This window comes from Variovorax sp. GW821-FHT09D07, from assembly GCF_059416345.1.
The window spans coordinates 1-14,238 of record NZ_JBWKOY010000002.1; the positions used below are offsets into that span (position 1 = coordinate 1).

Annotated in this window: 14 protein-coding genes; 7 read left to right on the plus strand and 7 right to left on the minus strand. The window is 69.5% G+C overall.

The features are described 5' to 3' along the window. From AC07OX_RS06205 to AC07OX_RS06225, 5 genes are all read left to right on the plus strand, one after another. On the plus strand, positions 1-780 hold a 780-nt coding region (locus tag AC07OX_RS06205; protein WP_495260883.1), incomplete at its 5' end, for an ABC transporter ATP-binding protein. Further along, positions 777-1,784 (plus strand): ABC transporter ATP-binding protein, encoded by a 1,008-nt coding sequence (locus tag AC07OX_RS06210; protein ID WP_495260882.1) that lies wholly within the window; start codon positions 777-779, stop codon positions 1,782-1,784. The genes AC07OX_RS06205 and AC07OX_RS06210, both read left to right, overlap by 4 nt. Then, on the plus strand, positions 1,781-3,088 hold the full coding sequence (locus tag AC07OX_RS06215) for an amino acid deaminase (RefSeq protein ID WP_495260881.1): 1,308 nt from the start codon (positions 1,781-1,783) through the stop codon (positions 3,086-3,088). The genes AC07OX_RS06210 and AC07OX_RS06215 overlap by 4 nt, the downstream gene beginning before the upstream one ends. A 10-nt stretch (positions 3,089-3,098) precedes the next feature. After that, entirely contained in the window at positions 3,099-4,016 is a 918-nt protein-coding gene (locus AC07OX_RS06220; protein WP_159279704.1) for a MurR/RpiR family transcriptional regulator, read from the plus strand. Further along, a complete protein-coding gene (locus tag AC07OX_RS06225) occupies positions 4,013-5,482 on the plus strand; it encodes an N-acyl-D-amino-acid deacylase family protein (protein WP_495260880.1) in 1,470 nt (489 codons plus the stop codon). The genes AC07OX_RS06220 and AC07OX_RS06225 overlap by 4 nt, the downstream gene beginning before the upstream one ends. A 3-nt stretch (positions 5,483-5,485) precedes the next feature. On the opposite strand, the gene AC07OX_RS06230 is transcribed toward AC07OX_RS06225, so the two are convergent. The 3 genes from AC07OX_RS06230 to AC07OX_RS06240 form a co-directional block, all read right to left on the minus strand. After that, entirely contained in the window at positions 5,486-6,745 is a 1,260-nt protein-coding gene (locus tag AC07OX_RS06230) for a lactonase family protein (RefSeq protein WP_495260879.1), read from the minus strand. 18 nt (positions 6,746-6,763) lie between these two features. After that, positions 6,764-8,296, minus strand: a complete 1,533-nt coding sequence (locus AC07OX_RS06235; RefSeq protein ID WP_495260878.1) for an FAD-binding oxidoreductase — start codon at positions 8,294-8,296, stop codon at positions 6,764-6,766. Between the two features lie 274 nt (positions 8,297-8,570). After that, positions 8,571-9,509: a LysR family transcriptional regulator gene (locus AC07OX_RS06240; protein WP_369631599.1), complete on the minus strand. Its 939-nt coding sequence runs from the start codon at positions 9,507-9,509 to the stop codon at positions 8,571-8,573. Between the two features lie 133 nt (positions 9,510-9,642). Here AC07OX_RS06240 and AC07OX_RS06245 point away from each other — a divergent pair, with 133 nt between their 5' ends. Then, positions 9,643-10,536: an amino acid ABC transporter substrate-binding protein gene (locus AC07OX_RS06245; RefSeq protein WP_495260877.1), complete on the plus strand. Its 894-nt coding sequence runs from the start codon at positions 9,643-9,645 to the stop codon at positions 10,534-10,536. Between the two features lie 4 nt (positions 10,537-10,540). Continuing rightward, positions 10,541-11,854 carry an aminotransferase class V-fold PLP-dependent enzyme gene (locus AC07OX_RS06250; protein WP_495260876.1) on the plus strand — a complete coding sequence of 438 codons (1,314 nt, stop codon included), beginning with the start codon at positions 10,541-10,543 and terminating at the stop codon, positions 11,852-11,854. Here AC07OX_RS06250 and AC07OX_RS06255 read toward each other — a convergent pair. The 4 genes from AC07OX_RS06255 to AC07OX_RS06270 are packed head-to-tail and all read right to left on the minus strand — an operon-like array spanning position 11,841 to position 14,207. Then, the gene (locus AC07OX_RS06255) at positions 11,841-12,215 is read right to left on the minus strand and encodes a c-type cytochrome (RefSeq protein ID WP_495260901.1); all 375 of its coding nucleotides are present in this window, start codon (positions 12,213-12,215) and stop codon (positions 11,841-11,843) included. The genes AC07OX_RS06250 and AC07OX_RS06255 overlap by 14 nt on opposite strands. A gap of 29 nt (positions 12,216-12,244) precedes the next feature. Continuing rightward, positions 12,245-12,814 (minus strand): ferritin-like domain-containing protein, encoded by a 570-nt coding sequence (locus tag AC07OX_RS06260; RefSeq protein ID WP_495260875.1) that lies wholly within the window; start codon positions 12,812-12,814, stop codon positions 12,245-12,247. Between the two features lie 37 nt (positions 12,815-12,851). Beyond that, positions 12,852-13,547 carry an RNA polymerase sigma factor gene (locus AC07OX_RS06265; protein ID WP_495260874.1) on the minus strand — a complete coding sequence of 232 codons (696 nt, stop codon included), beginning with the start codon at positions 13,545-13,547 and terminating at the stop codon, positions 12,852-12,854. Between the two features lie 57 nt (positions 13,548-13,604). Beyond that, on the minus strand, positions 13,605-14,207 hold the full coding sequence (locus AC07OX_RS06270) for a DUF6306 domain-containing protein (RefSeq protein ID WP_495260873.1): 603 nt from the start codon (positions 14,205-14,207) through the stop codon (positions 13,605-13,607). Positions 14,208-14,238 lie beyond the last annotated feature (31 nt).

Sequence of the window (14,238 nt, forward strand, 5' to 3'; positions counted from 1 at the left end):
CTGCTGCAGATCGGCGAGCGCGAGATGCGCTCGCTGCGCGGCAACCAGCTGTCGATGATCTTCCAGGAGCCGATGACGAGCCTGAACCCGGTGTTCACCATCGGCGAGCAGATTGCCGAGAGCGTGCGCCTGCACAAGGGGCTCGATCGCAAGGCGGCCTTGGCCCATGCGCTGCGCATGCTGGAGCTGGTGGAGATTCCGGCTGCGGCCCAACGCATCCACGAGTACCCGCACCAGCTGTCGGGTGGCATGCGCCAGCGCGTGATGATCGCGCTCGCGATGGCCTGCGACCCGACGCTGCTGATTGCCGACGAGCCCACCACCGCGCTGGACGTGACCATCCAGGCGCAGATCCTGGAGTTGATGCGCCGGCTGCAGGCTGAGACCGGCATGAGCATCCTGTTCATCACGCACAACCTGGGCGTGGTGGCGCACCATGCCGACGACGTGGTGGTCATGTACTCGGGCCGCGTGGTCGAGCGTGCGCCCGTGCGGCCACTCTTTGCGCAGCCCGAGCATCCGTATACGCAGGGCCTGCTGGCCTGCCTACCGGGCAAGGCGCGCCAGCCGGGCCAGCCCAAGCCCAAGCGGCTTTTCGCGATTCGCGGCCAGGTGTCGAGCCCATTGGCCCCGCCGCCCGGTTGCGCCTTCGAGCCGCGCTGCGACCAAGCGCTGGCGAGCTGCAAGGACGCGATGCCGCCGCTGATCGACATCCGGCAAGACCGCCAGGCGCGCTGCGTGCGCGTGCAGCCCGATGCCCAACTCGCGAGGGTCGCATGACCGCTATCTCTGTTTCTTCCCCTTCTTCCTCGCCTCTCATCGAAGTCCGCGGCCTCAAGAAATACTTCGGCAGCAGCGAGCGCCCCGTGCGCGCGGTGGACGACGTGTCCTTCGCAATCCAGCCCGGCGAGACCCTCGGCCTGGTCGGCGAATCGGGCTCGGGCAAGAGCACCATCGGGCGCACCGTGCTGCGCCTGGTCGAGCGCACCGAGGGCCATGTGCTGTACCGCGGCGACGACATCGGCGAGCTCTCGGGCGAGCGCATGCGCAAGCTGCGCAGCAAGCTGCAGATCATCTTCCAGGACCCGTACGCCAGCCTGAACCCGAAGATGCGCATCAGCGCCATCCTGGGCGAGGCGCTGTCCACGCACGGCCTGCACAAAGGCGCCGCCGCGCGTGACAAGCGCATCGCCGAGCTGCTGGAGACCGTGGGCCTGCGCCCCGAGCATGCGAGCCGCTTCCCGCACGAGTTCTCGGGCGGCCAACGCCAGCGCATCGGCGTGGCGCGCGCGCTGGCCGTGGAGCCCGAGTTCATCGTGGCCGACGAGCCGCTGTCTGCCCTCGACGTGTCGATTCAATCGCAGGTCATCAACCTGCTGGCGGACCTGCGCGAGCGCCTGGGCCTGACCATGCTCTTCATCTCGCACGACCTCGACGTGGTCGAGTACCTGTGCGACCGCGTGGTGGTGCTGTACCTGGGCAAGGTGATGGAAGTGGCCACCACCGAGGAGCTGTTCGCGAACCCCTCGCACCCCTACACCCAGGCGCTGCTGGCCGCGAGCCCGAAGCCCGATCCTGAGATGGCGACCGAGCGCATTGCGCTCAAGGGCGACATTCCCAGCCCGATCTCGCCGCCCTCGGGCTGCGTGTTCCGCACGCGCTGCCCGCATGCCATCGAGGCCTGTGCGCAGACGGTGCCCAGCCTGGATGAGGTTTCCCCCGCACACTACAGCGCCTGCATCCGCAAAGAACTGCTCTCCCACATCGCCGTTGCACGACCATGACCGACATTTCTTCCTCGACACACGACTTCATCGACCCGCTGCTGAGCGACCGTTTCAAGGGCTACCCGCGCACCCAGCCGCCGCGCCTGCGCAGCGAAGTCGGCGCCGCCGGCTGGAACGTGCTGGCCGGCGACCTGCCGCTGCCGCTGGCCGTGCTCAAGCGCGAGGCGCTGGAGCACAACCTGGCGTGGATGCAATCGCGCGTGCGCGAATGGGGCATCGACCTCGCACCGCACGGCAAGACCACCATGTCGCCGCAGCTGTTCCAGCGCCAGCTCGACGCCGGCGCCTGGGGCCTGACCTTTGCCACCGTCACGCAGCTGGCCGTGGGCGTGGCTGCTGGCGCGCGCCGCACGCTGATCGCCAACCAGGTCGTGAGCGATGAAGACCTGGCCGGCATCCAGCTGCTGCTGGCCGACCACGCGGACCTGCGTGTCGTGTTCCTGGTCGACTCGGTCGCGCAGCTGGCGCTGATCGAAGACTGGTCGAAGCGCAACCCCGCGAGCGTGCCTTTCGAGGTCATGCTCGAGATCGGCGTGCAGGGTGCACGCACCGGCTGCCGCACGCACGACGAAGCCATTGCGCTCGCCACGCGGGTGCGCGCGAGCGACGCGGCCAAGCTCGTGGGCATCGAGACCTATGAAGGGCAGGGCGCCACGGGCGAGAGCGGGCCCGACACGGCCTACGCCACCACGCTGATGGACCGCGTCGAGGCCGTGGCGCGCCACTGCGACACGCACAAGCTGTTCGAGACCGACGAAGTGCTGGTCTCGGCCGGCGGCTCGGCGATCTTCGACCTCGTGGCCGGGCGCTTGAAGCCCGCGCTGGGTGCGCCGGTGCGCGGCCTGCTGCGCTCGGGCTGCTACGTCACGCACGACCACGGCTTCTACAAGCGCATGGTGAGCGTGGTCGACGAACGCCTGGGTTGCGAATGCGGCGAGGGCCTGACGCCGGCGATGGAAGTCTGGGCCAATGTGCAGTCGCGGCCCGAGCCCGGCCTGGCGATCCTGTCGGTCGGCAAGCGCGACATCTCCTTCGACCTGTCGATGCCCGTGCCGATCGCACGCGCCGCACGCGGCGCGTTGCAGCCGCAGGGCGTGCCCGCCGGCTGGAAGATCACGGCGCTGAATGACCAGCACGCCTACCTGCGCTGGGACGCGAGCGAAGAGGCCGATGCACCCAAGGTCGGCGACCGCGTGGGCCTGGGCATCTCGCACCCTTGCACCACCTTCGACAAATGGCACTGGATGCCCGTGGTCGAGAACGACTACCGCGTGAGCGACGCCGTCGCCATGCACTTCTGAAAACGCACCGATGACGCCCTCATTGCTCCAGAGGATCGCCGAGGCGCGCAGCGACGCGCCGGCCACGCGGCGCGCGATCCTCGACCTGATCCTCGAAGACCCCGACCGCGCGCTCGAAGAGAGCTTCGAGCAGCTGGCCGAGCGCTCGCGCAGCTCGGTGCCCACCATCATGCGCACCTGCCGTGACCTCGGCTTTGCCGGGCTGCGCGAGTTCAAGCTCGCGCTCGCGCAGGAGCTGGCGCTTGGCGGTTCGCCGCTGCACCGCCGCGTCAACATCGAAGACGCCGCCGACGAGGTGGTCGGCAAGATCGCGCGCAGCGCCGCGGCCTCGGTCTCGGGCGTGCGCGGCCAGCTCGACATGCAGGTGCTCGACGGCGCCGTGCGCGCCATCGCGGCCGCGCCGCACGTCGACCTGTACGGTGCGGGCGCCACCTCGTGGTTCATGGCCAACGACCTGCAGGCGCGGCTGTTCCGCCTCGGCCTGTCGGCCAACGCCTGGGCCGACTACCACCTGCAGCAGGTGGCCGGCGCGGCGCAGCGTCCGGGTGGCGTGGTCATCGCCATCTCGCACGTGGGCGGCATGCCCTCGCTGCTCGACGCGGTCGACATCGCACGCGGGCAGGGCGCCCAGGTGGTCGCCATCACGCGGCCGGGCACGGCGCTCGCGGCCAAGGCCGACTTCCTCATCGGCCTGTCGGTGCCCGACGATGCCGTGATGCACGTGGGCATCGACGCCTACCTCACGCACCTCACGGTCATCGAGATCCTCACCGTGCTGGTGGCGCAGCGCCGCGGCGAGCCCGCCGTGCAGCGCCTGCAGCGCGCGCGCGAGGCCTTCCAGCGCCACGGCATCGACGCCACCACGCACCCGCTGCAAAGCTGGGACGGCGGCGGCATCAACACGAAAAAGGGAGACAGCGAACCATGAGCGACACCCCAGCCGTGCTGCTCGAAGCCGGCCTCGTGGTCGACGGCTCGGGCGGCCCTTCGTGGCCCGGCGACGTGCTGCTGCAGGGCGACCGCATCCTGGCGCTGGGCGACGGCCTGCGCACGCGGCTGCCTGCAGGGTTGAACATCGCCGACGTCGACGTGATCGATTGCCGCGGCAAGGTGATCGCGCCCGGCTTCATCGACGCGCACACGCACGACGACGCCATCGTGCTGCGCGATCCGCTGTGCCTGCCCAAGGTGTCGCAGGGCATCACGACGGTGGTCACGGGCAACTGCGGCATCTCGCTGGCGCCGTACCGCACGCCGCAATCGAAGCCGCCGCTCACGCTGTTGGGCGCGGATTCGTTCAAGCACGCGACCATGGCCGAGTACCGTGCGGCGGTCGATGCGGTGCAGCCAGCACTCAACGTGGCAGCCCTCGTGGGCCACACCACGCTGCGCTTCGCGGCGATGCAGGCGCTGGACCGGCCCGCCGATGGCGATGAACTCGCGCGCATGGAAGCGCTGCTCGACGACTGCATGGCCGCGGGCGCGCACGGCATGTCGTCGGGCCTGTTTTACGAAGAGGCCTTTGCTGCACCGGCTGAAGAGGTCACCGCGCTCGCGCGCGTCGTGGCGCGCCATGGCGGCGTCTACGCCACGCACCTGCGCAGCGAGATGCAGCAGATCATCGAGGCGCTGCACGAGGCCGGCGACACGGCCTTCAGCGCGGGCGTGCCGCTGGTCATCTCGCACCACAAGTGCGCCGGTCCCGCGAACTGGGGCCGCACGAAGGAGACGCTGCCGCTGATCGAGGCGCTGTCGCAGCGCCAGGAGATCGCGATGGACGTCTACCCCTACGTGGCCGGCTCCACCGTGCTGCGCGAAGACCTGGTCGACGGCGTGATCGACGTGCTGCTGACCTGGTCCGACCCGCACCCCGAGATGACCGGCCGCCTGATCTCCGACATCGCGCGTGAGTGGGGCACCACCGAGCAGGAGGCCTGCCTGCGCCTGAAGCCCGGCGGCGCCTGCTATTTCCAGATGCAGGAAGAAGACGTGGAGCGCGTCATTGCGCACCCGCTCACCATGATCGGCAGCGACGGCCTGCCGCACGACCGCCATCCGCACCCGCGGCTGTGGGGCGCGTTTCCGCGCGTGTTCGCGCGCTACTGGCGTCAGCGCAAGCTCTTCACGCTGGAGCAGGCGGTGCACAAGATGACGGGCATGACGGCGCGCAACCTGCGCATCGCCGATCGCGGCCTGCTGCGTGTCGGCACCATGGCCGATGTGGTCGTGTTCGACCCCGAGACCATCACCGACACCGCGACCTACGACAAGCCGCACGGCGTGAGCCTCGGCGTCGAGCGCGTGTTCGTGAACGGGGTGCTGGCCTACCGTGGTGGCGAGGGCGAAGCGAAGGTGCTGGCGCGCGCGGGGCGGATGCTCACGCGCGGACGCTAGGGATCAAGCAAACACCAGGCAGACGGGCACGGGCACCTGCGCCACCTGCACCGGCTGGTCCAGCCTGCCGCTGGCCGGATCGATGCGCAGACGCAAGAGGGTGTCGCCCTTCTGGCTGAGCGCGTAGAGGTGGCTGCCGCCCGGCGCCATCGCCAGCGCACGCGGAAAGCGCAGGCCTTCGCCCCAGTGCTGCAGCGGTGTCAGTGCGCCGTTGCTCGGGTCGATGCGGAACGCGGCGATGCTGTCGGCCATCGGGTGGTCCGACTTCAAGCGGCGGTTGCTCGCGTAGAGAAACTGCCCCGACGGATGCATCACCAGCGCCGCCGCGTTCTTCTGGCCGGTGTAGCCCTCGGGCACGGTCGAGACGCGCTGGCGCTGTTCCCCGACCTTGCCGCTCGCCGCGTCGTAGCCGAAGCCCGCGACCGTGGCGTCGAGTTCGTTCACCACGTACAGGAAGCGCTGCGACGGATGCAGTGCCAGGTGGCGCGGGCCGCTGCCGGGCGCGACGGCCGTGCGGCCGAGCAGGGCCAGCTGGCCGTCGGCGAGCGTGAACGCGTTGATGCGGTCGGTGCCCAGGTCGGTGGCGAGCAGGCGCTGGCCCGTGCCGTCGAACAGCACCATGTGCGGATGTGGCGATTCCTGCCGCTGCGCGTCGGTGCCGGTGCCGGTTTCCTTCTCGATGCCCGAGACCTTGCCGAGCTTGCCGTCCGCCTCGATGGGCAGCACGTTGTAAGCACCGCCGCCGTACAGCGCCACGGCCAGCGCGCGGCCGTCGGGCGACACGGCCAGGTGCGCGGGGACCACGCCCGAGAGCGAGAGCGGCTGGCGGTTGAGCAGCGTCAGGCGCCCGTCGTTCGCATCGATCGCATAGGCCTCGGCCGTGCCGGTGGGCAGGCCCTGGTAGGTGTCGATCTCGTTGATCGCGTAGAGGAAGCGCCGGCTCGGGTGCACCGCGAGGAACGAGGGGTTCGCGCTCGCGACGGTCTGCACCGGCGTCCAGCTGCCGTCCCGGATCGCGAGCACGTAGATGCCCTTCGATGCCGGGCCGCCGGCGGTGCCGCCCGGCGCGTCGCTGGTGTAGGTGCCGACGTAGGCGAAGCGGGGCGCGGGCGCGGTGCTGGCGGTGGTAGCGGCCGCGCCGGTGTCGGGCGTCTGCGCGCCGGCGGGGACCATCGGCGTCAGCGCGCCGAGCGCGGAGGCGCCGCCGATCCACTGCATGACGGCGCGGCGGTCCTGACCGAAGCGGTTGGGGCTGTGTGGCATGGAAATTCTTCCTCTCGTTCAGGGCCGCACCGACATGGCGTGGTGAAAGATGTTGTTCGGGTCGTAGCGCCGCTTCACTTTCCGAAGGAAGGCGTAGAGCCCCTGGTCCCCGTAGTACAGCTGCGGCCAGAACGGGTGCGCCAGCATGTCGTTGTCCGGGTAGTTGATGTAGCAGCCCTCGTAGCGCTCGCCGGGGTAAGGCGTGCCGGCAAAGCGCTCGGGCACGTCGGGCGTGCCGTACACGTCGCGGTAGAAATCGCCGATCCAGCGCAGGTGGCCCGCATCGTCCGCCGCGCTGCGCCAGTAGGTCTGGTACTGCAGCTTCATGATCGACGCGCGCTGCGGCACGGCGGTGTCGTCGATGCGCTCGGGCTTGTTGATCGCCCCGCCATAGGAGTCGACCTGCACCAGCGACTGGCTCAGGTCGATGCCGGGCATCGTGCGCGTGAGGTGCGTGTAGATGCGCTGCGCCTCGCGGGCGGTGAAGTTGCGCTTCATGTAGGCCGACTTGTACTTGCCGCGCTGGTTCTCGCCCGAGCCGTTGAGGTACTGCGTGGCCGTGAGCCAGTCGTAGCGCGTCACGGTGTGCGGCTTGGAACACAGCAGCTGCCCCGTGTCTTGCCGCGGCGCCGGGCCCACGCCGGGCGTGCGGCCCTTCAGCGGCACGGGCGTGCAGGCGCGAAACCGGTCGAGAAAGTCGTGGAGCACCGTGAGGTCGTTGCAGGTGCCGTCGGGGTTGCAGAACTGCGTGAGCATCACGATCTGGCCCGACGAGCGGTGCGTGAGCTTGAGCAGCGAGAACATGCCCCAGGTGTCGGGCGAGGTGCCGCGCGTGGCCCAGTAGTCGCCGTAGATGGCGAGCAGCTGGGCGAAGCGCGCGGGCGTCATGCTGGCCCAGTCGAACGCGACCACCGCGAGCGCCACCTCGCGCGGCGCGGTCGGCAGGGTGTCGAACACGTAGCTGGTGATCGCGCCGAAGTTGCCGCCGCCCGCCCCGCGGCAGGCACGGAACAGCTCCGGGTCGCGCGTCGCGTCCACGGTGCGCGGCACCACCTTGCCGCGCGCATCGACCGTGAGGATGTCCACCGCCGAAAGCCAGTCGACCGTGAGGCCCTGCAGGCGCGAGAGCAGGCCGTAGCCGCCGCCGCAGATGTGCCCGCCCGCGCCCACCGAATAGCAGGAGCCGCCGGGCAGCGTGACGTTGTGCTGCTTGTACAGATCGAGGTAGCCGTTCCAGTTCTGCGTGCCGGGTGCGACGCGGTAGCGGCCGTCGCCCTTGCGCTCGGCACTGGCCTGCGTGAGCAGGCTCAGGTCGAGGATCGCACCGCCGGGGTTGTTGGAGACGAAGTCTTCATAGCAATGCCCGCCGCTGCGCACCGTGGGCCGCCGGCCCGCATCGACGATGCGCTGCAGCGCGGCGGCGGCATCGTCCGCGTTCTCCACCAGCTCGATGCGCGATGCCGCATCCGACTCAACGGAAGGCCATCGCAGGTTGAAGCCTTTCTTCAGGGTGTTGTAGCGCGGATCCTGGCGTGTCACGGTGATGGTCATGGGCACTTTCTGAAGGACGCCGTGCGACGGCGATAAGACAAAAGAAGGACGCGAAACCTGGGACGTGTCTTACGCGCGGGTATTCATTTGCAAGGCCGGCCGGAAATGGAAGCGTTATGTCTTATCTCCAGCGGGTCGTGCTGAATGCCGCGCGATGGCGCTCATCTTGCCGTCAATTTCGAGCGCGTCGCACCCCCTCGAAAGCATGTGGGTTTCGCGTCACGGACACCGCATTCGGCGCGCAAAAAAGGGCGCGCAGAAGGTGCCCGCGATCTCAGCGTGCGCCTGCCGCGGCCTCGTCTTCCGGCTGCGCCTGGAACATCCGCGTGAAGTCGCAGCACGCCTGCGCCAGCATCACGATCGACGACGTGAGCGCGCTGCGGTGCTCGCCCTTGTGCATGGCCACGTAGCGCACCACGGGCAGCGCGGGCGTCACGTCGAGCACCTCGAGCATGCCGGCGTCGACCAGCGGCGCGAGGCATTCGCGCGGCAGGTAGCTCACGCCCAGGCCCGACACGGTGAGGCCCGTGAGCGCCACGAGGTTGCTCACCACGATCGCGTTGGCGGGCTGCACGCCCTGGTCCTTCATCCATGCGTCGTAGGCGCGGCCGGTGCCCGAGTTGTTGCCCTGCACCAGCATGCGGTGGCGCGCCAGGTCGTGCAGGCGCACGGTGCCGGTGGCCGCGGTCGAGGGAATCACGCCGGGCTTGCACATCCACGCGCTCTTCACCCGGCCGATGACCTTGCTTTGCATGCGCGAGTCGGCGAAGGTGTGGGGCACGATGACCACGTCGAGCTCGTCGGCCAGCAGCTTGTCGCGCAGCTGCAGGCTGTCGTCCACGTCGGGTTCGAGGATCACCTTGGGGTAGTGCTGCTGGATCAGGCCGACCAGGCGCGGCAGCCACGTCATGGCGGTGAGCTCGGTCACGCCCAGGCGGATGCGCCGCTCCACCACGCCGGGCTTGCCGAACTGCTCGACGGCGGCGTCGCGCTGGTCGAGCAGCTTCCTGGCGAGCACGAACATCTCCTCGCCTTTTTCGGTGAGGCGCGCCGTGCGCTGGCTGCGGTCGAACAGCTCGGTGTCGAACAGCTGCTCCAGCTCGTGCACGCGCTTGGAAATGGCCGACTGCGAGGTGTGCAGCTGGTTGGCCGCCTGCGCGAAGCCGCCCAGCCGGGCGATCCAGTACAGGGCTTCGAGTTGCTTGAAGGTCATCACGGCGGGCGGCTCCTGAACAAAAGAACGCTTTTCTTCATGCGATTCGATCACAAAAAATCGCTTTTAGAAATTCATCGGGACGCAGAAGATGCGCGCCAGGCCACCGTCATTGCAACCCAAGGAACACACCATGGACTTCAAACTGCCTCTTGCTTCGGCACTCGCCCTCGTCTTCGCCTGCGGCGCCGCCAGCGCACAGGACACCGGCACGCTGCGCAAGATCAAGGACAGCGGCACGATCCAGATCGGCGCGCGCGACAGCCAGATCCCGTTCTCGTACAAGCTCAGTGCCGACAGCGCGCCCATCGGCTTCACCAACGACATCTGCCTGAAGATCGTCGATGCGGTGAAGGCCAAGCTGGGCCTGCCGAAGATCGAGGTGCGCTACACCATGCTCAACTCGACCAACCGCATCCCACTGCTGCAGAACGGCACCGTGGACCTCGACTGCGCGACCACCACCAACACCACGCAGCGCCAGGCGCAGGTCGACTTTGCGCCCAGCCACTTCGTCACCAACATCACGGCCGCCGTGAAGAAGAGCTCGGGCATCAACGCGCTGCCCGACCTCAACGGCAAGAACGTGGCCACCGTCTCGGGCAGCACCTCGATCCAGCTGCTGCGCGGCGCGCGCAAGAGCGGCACCATCGAGGTGAACGAGATTGCGGGCAAGGACACCTCCGACGGCTTCCTGCTGCTGTCCACGGGCCGCGCCGATGCCTACGTGCTCGACGATGTGCAGCTGGCCGGCATGATCGCCAGTTCCACCAATCCGGGCGACTACAAGATCCTCAAGGAGTCGCTGCGCCAGGAGCCCTACGGCATCATGCTGCGCAAGGATGACCCCGAGTTCAAGGCGCTGGTCGACGAGACCGTCAACGGCCTCATGAAGTCGGGCGCCATCGAGCAGCTGTACACCAAGTGGTTCCTCTCGCCGATCCCGCCGCGCAACGCGAACCTGAACTTCCCGATGACGGACGCGGTGCGCGAGATCTACAAGAACCCCAACAACAAGGGCGTCTGACACCATGGCAGCCACACGTGCGGACCTGCCCCGAGGCGAGCTCCTTTCCGATGCGCTGATGCGCCAGGTGCGCGAGCGCTTCCTGGGCATCGAACGCGACCACCACGGCCGCGAGCGCCTGTACTTCGACAACGCCGGCGGCTCGTTCCGGCTCAAGGCCGCGGTCGAGCGCTTCGCGCTGGTCGACGCCATTCCCGACAACGCCGAGCGCATCCACGCCACCGCCGTGGAGCTGCAGGCCATGCAGGCGCGCGGCGCCGACGACCTGCGCACCATCCTCAATGCCACGGGCGGCAGCGTGTACCCCTCGCTCACCGCCTCGGGCGCGATGTTCGACATGGTGCGCGCGGTGGCCGAGAACGTGCCGGGCACGAACATGGTCACGACCGCGCTCGAGCACCCCTCGGCCTTCGATGCCATGCGCCTGTATGCCGAACGGCTCGGGCGCGAGCTGCGCGTGGCGAAGAGCAACCCCGTCACCGGCGGCGTCGACGTGGACGCCATCGTGGGGCTGGTCGACGAGAACACCTGCGTGCTCAACGTGATCCATGCGTCGAACATCTCGGGCGCCAAGCTCGACATGGCGGCCATCGTGCGGCGCGCGCGCGAGATCAAGCCCGACCTGTACATCCTCGTCGATGCCGTGCAGCACGCGCCGCACGGCGTCATCGACCTGCAGCAGACGCCGGTGGACGGCATCAACCTCGCGCCCTACAAGTTTTTCGGCTGCCGCGGCTCGGGCTTCTCGTGGATGTCGGAGCGCGCGGCCGCGCTGCCGCACCACAAGCTGGCCGGCAAGAAGCCCGGCCACTGGGAGCTGGGCAGCTCGGCGCCGTGGCAGTTCGCGGTGCTCACCGAAATCGTCGACTACGTGGGCTGGCTCGGCGGCCACTTCACCGATGCGACCGACCGCCGGGCGCGCTTCGTGGCGGGCATCGAGCGCATCGAGCTGCACGAGCGCGCGCTGCTGGCGACGCTGCTCGACGGTACCGCGCAGACGCCGGGCCTGCGCGCGCTCGACGGCGTGCAGGTGTTCCTCGACCATGAAGACCTCACGCAGCGCGACCTGATCCTGGGCATCGGCTTCGATGGCCTGGATTGCACGCAGGCCGTGGTCGAGTACGGCCAGCGCGGCGTCACCGTGTACGAGCGCGTGGCCAGCAGCATCTACTCGAAGCGGATGCTCGAATCCTTCGGGCTCGAAGGCACCGTGCGCGTGTCGCCGCTGCACTGCCACACGGTGGGTGAGATGGAAGCTTTCCTGCGCGTGACGCGCGAGATCGCGGGCGCTTTCACGCCCGCAGTCAGCGCGGCGTAGGCCGCGCCAGCGCCGCGCAGGCCGGCGTGTCGTTCGCCTGCCGCAGGTAGGCGAGCAGGTCGGCGCGGTCCCGCGGGTCGGGCACGCCGTCGTAGGTCATGCTGCTGCCCGGCACCATCGCGAGCGGGGCGCTGAGGAAGCGGTCGAGTGTCTTGTCGTTCCACACGATGCGCGACTTCTTCATCGCCTCCGAGTACGCGAAGCCCGGCACGCTGCCGGCGAGCCGGCCGAACAGGCCGCAGTGGCGCGGCCCGACCCGGTCGGTGGCCAGCGCGTGGCAGGCCTGGCAGCGCGCGTAGACCTGCTCGCCGCGCACCGCGTCGGGCGTTGCGGCATTCGCACAGGCCCATGCGGCCAGCAGGCCCGCTGCGAGCCCACGCGCCGCACGGCTCACGACACGAACGCCGAAGGCACCGGCGCCTCGCCGAGCGCCTGGCGCAGCACGGCCCAGTGCATCGCCTCGTCGCCGAGGATGCTGGCCGCGGCCTTCGACAGCTCGCGGTTGCCGAACAACGGCACCGCGCCCAGGTAGGCGCTCACGGCACCTTGCTCAAGCTTGGCCGCAAAGCGCAGCACGTCGGCCTGCGACTTGAGCTGTTCCACCGGGAAGTCGTAGCGCGCCTTGGCCGCGACGGCCTTGCCGCCGAGCTTGGAGATGGTCTTGGCCAGCAGGTCCGCATGCTCCTTGTGGTGGCCCTGGAAGGTCACGGCGAGGTCGAGCACGGGCTTCTCGAGCAGCTTGCTTTCCGCACCGAGCTGGTAGGCCGCGATCGCTTCGAGCTCGGCGCCGAGCGCGGTGTTGAGGATCTGCACGTCGTTGCCGGTGGCACCGCCGCTCTTCGCGGCGAGCGCGTCGCGCCCCGCCAGCAGCGCCACGGCGGCGCCCGACAGCATCAGGCCGGAGTGGCCGAGAAAGGCACGCCGCGCGGCGGCCGGGGTGGGCATCAGGAAAAAGGACATGGCGAGGTCTCCTCGGGGTGGTGGTTGTGGGAAAGCATCAGGGCAGTGCCGCCAGCACGCGCGCCACGATGCGGTCGCAGCGCGTGCCGTCGAACGCGAAGGCGTCGCCCGTCGCCAGGTCGATGTCGCGCGACAGGCTCTCGCGCAGCAGGCTGCGGGCGCGGAAGAAGCGCAACCGCACCGTGGCCTCGGGCAGCTGCAGCGCCTCGGCGGTTTCGCCGACGCTGAGTTCCTGCACCGCGCGCAGCACGAACACGGTGCGGTAGGCGTCGGGCAGCCGGTCGATGCGGCGCTCCATGAGTCGGCGAAGGTCTTCCCGCATGGCGAGGCGCTCCGGTTGGCGGTCGGGGTCGTCGGCGAGCTGGGTGTCGGGGGCGTCGTCGTCATCCTCCGAAGCCACGCCGCCGTCGAGCGGAATCACCTGCGCGCCGCGGCGGCGCAGGCGGCCCAGCGCCTCGTTGATGACGATGCGCACCAGCCAGGTCGAGAGCTTTGCTTCGTCACGGAAGCCGCCGATGGCGCGCCAGGCGCGCAGGTAGGCGTCCTGCAGCGCGTCTTCGGTGTCGGCGTCGCTGTGCAGGATGCTGCGCGCGGTGCGAAACAGCAGCTGGTTGTGGCGCCGCATGATGCGCGCGAAGGCCTGCGTGTCGCCCTGCGCGGCGCGTGCGGCCAGGTCGGCGTCGGGCGCGTTCGCGTCGGCATCGGCTGTCAGGGGCAGGGCGGTGGGCGGCATGCGATGAGTTCCTTCTGCCCATTGGATGGCGCATCCCCGCGCCGTGTTGCAACTTTCTCAGGCGCCTTCCTGCGGCCCGTGCGGGGCCTGTTGCGCGCTCACGCGCGCGATGTTCTGCTGGTGCGACACCAGCATGGCCGTCAGCTCGCCGTGGATGTGCGCGTCGACGATGCGCGGCAGCAGCGCCTGCAGCTTGCGCACCACCCAGCCCTGGCCGCGGTTGAGCAGCGCCAGGCGCGCGCCCAGTTCCGGCACTGCCATCGCGCGCTCGTAGAAGGCGCCGGTGCGCGTGCTGGGCGTGGCGGCCAGCGACTGGATCGCGTCGATCAGCACGCCGCACCAGCGCACCTCGTCGCGGTGGATGTCGGTCACCAGGCGCTGCAGCGCGGGGTCGGCGGTCTCGGCGGCGCTGCGCAGCGTGATGCGCGCGCCGGCGCGCTCGGCTTCGAGCAGTTCGTTCAGCGCGGCGAGCAGTGCGTCGCGGTCGCCGGCTTCGCGGTAGGCCGCGTCCAGTTCGTCGGCGTAGCAGACCGGCGAGGACACCTCCACCCGCTCGGGAAAGCGCAGCCCCTGCGCGCGCAGCGCGGCGGGCGTGTCAGCGAAGGGCGCAGCGGCATCGTCAGGTGGGCAGGCGTGGGGCATGGGCGGCAGGGGACGCATGGGGCGGGGCTCCTGAAGTCGTGCGCTCATG

Coding starts and splice junctions, on each gene's coding strand:
- AC07OX_RS06210 (WP_495260882.1), top strand. CDS start 777: ATGACCGCTATCTCTGTTTCTTCCCCTTCTTCCTCGCCTCTCATCGAA.
- AC07OX_RS06215 (WP_495260881.1), top strand. CDS start 1,781: ATGACCGACATTTCTTCCTCGACACACGACTTCATCGACCCGCTGCTG.
- AC07OX_RS06220 (WP_159279704.1), top strand. CDS start 3,099: ATGACGCCCTCATTGCTCCAGAGGATCGCCGAGGCGCGCAGCGACGCG.
- AC07OX_RS06225 (WP_495260880.1), top strand. CDS start 4,013: ATGAGCGACACCCCAGCCGTGCTGCTCGAAGCCGGCCTCGTGGTCGAC.
- AC07OX_RS06230 (WP_495260879.1), bottom strand. CDS start 6,745: ATGCCACACAGCCCCAACCGCTTCGGTCAGGACCGCCGCGCCGTCATG.
- AC07OX_RS06235 (WP_495260878.1), bottom strand. CDS start 8,296: ATGACCATCACCGTGACACGCCAGGATCCGCGCTACAACACCCTGAAG.
- AC07OX_RS06240 (WP_369631599.1), bottom strand. CDS start 9,509: ATGACCTTCAAGCAACTCGAAGCCCTGTACTGGATCGCCCGGCTGGGC.
- AC07OX_RS06245 (WP_495260877.1), top strand. CDS start 9,643: ATGGACTTCAAACTGCCTCTTGCTTCGGCACTCGCCCTCGTCTTCGCC.
- AC07OX_RS06250 (WP_495260876.1), top strand. CDS start 10,541: ATGGCAGCCACACGTGCGGACCTGCCCCGAGGCGAGCTCCTTTCCGAT.
- AC07OX_RS06260 (WP_495260875.1), bottom strand. CDS start 12,814: ATGTCCTTTTTCCTGATGCCCACCCCGGCCGCCGCGCGGCGTGCCTTT.
- AC07OX_RS06265 (WP_495260874.1), bottom strand. CDS start 13,547: ATGCCGCCCACCGCCCTGCCCCTGACAGCCGATGCCGACGCGAACGCG.
- AC07OX_RS06270 (WP_495260873.1), bottom strand. CDS start 14,207: ATGCGTCCCCTGCCGCCCATGCCCCACGCCTGCCCACCTGACGATGCC.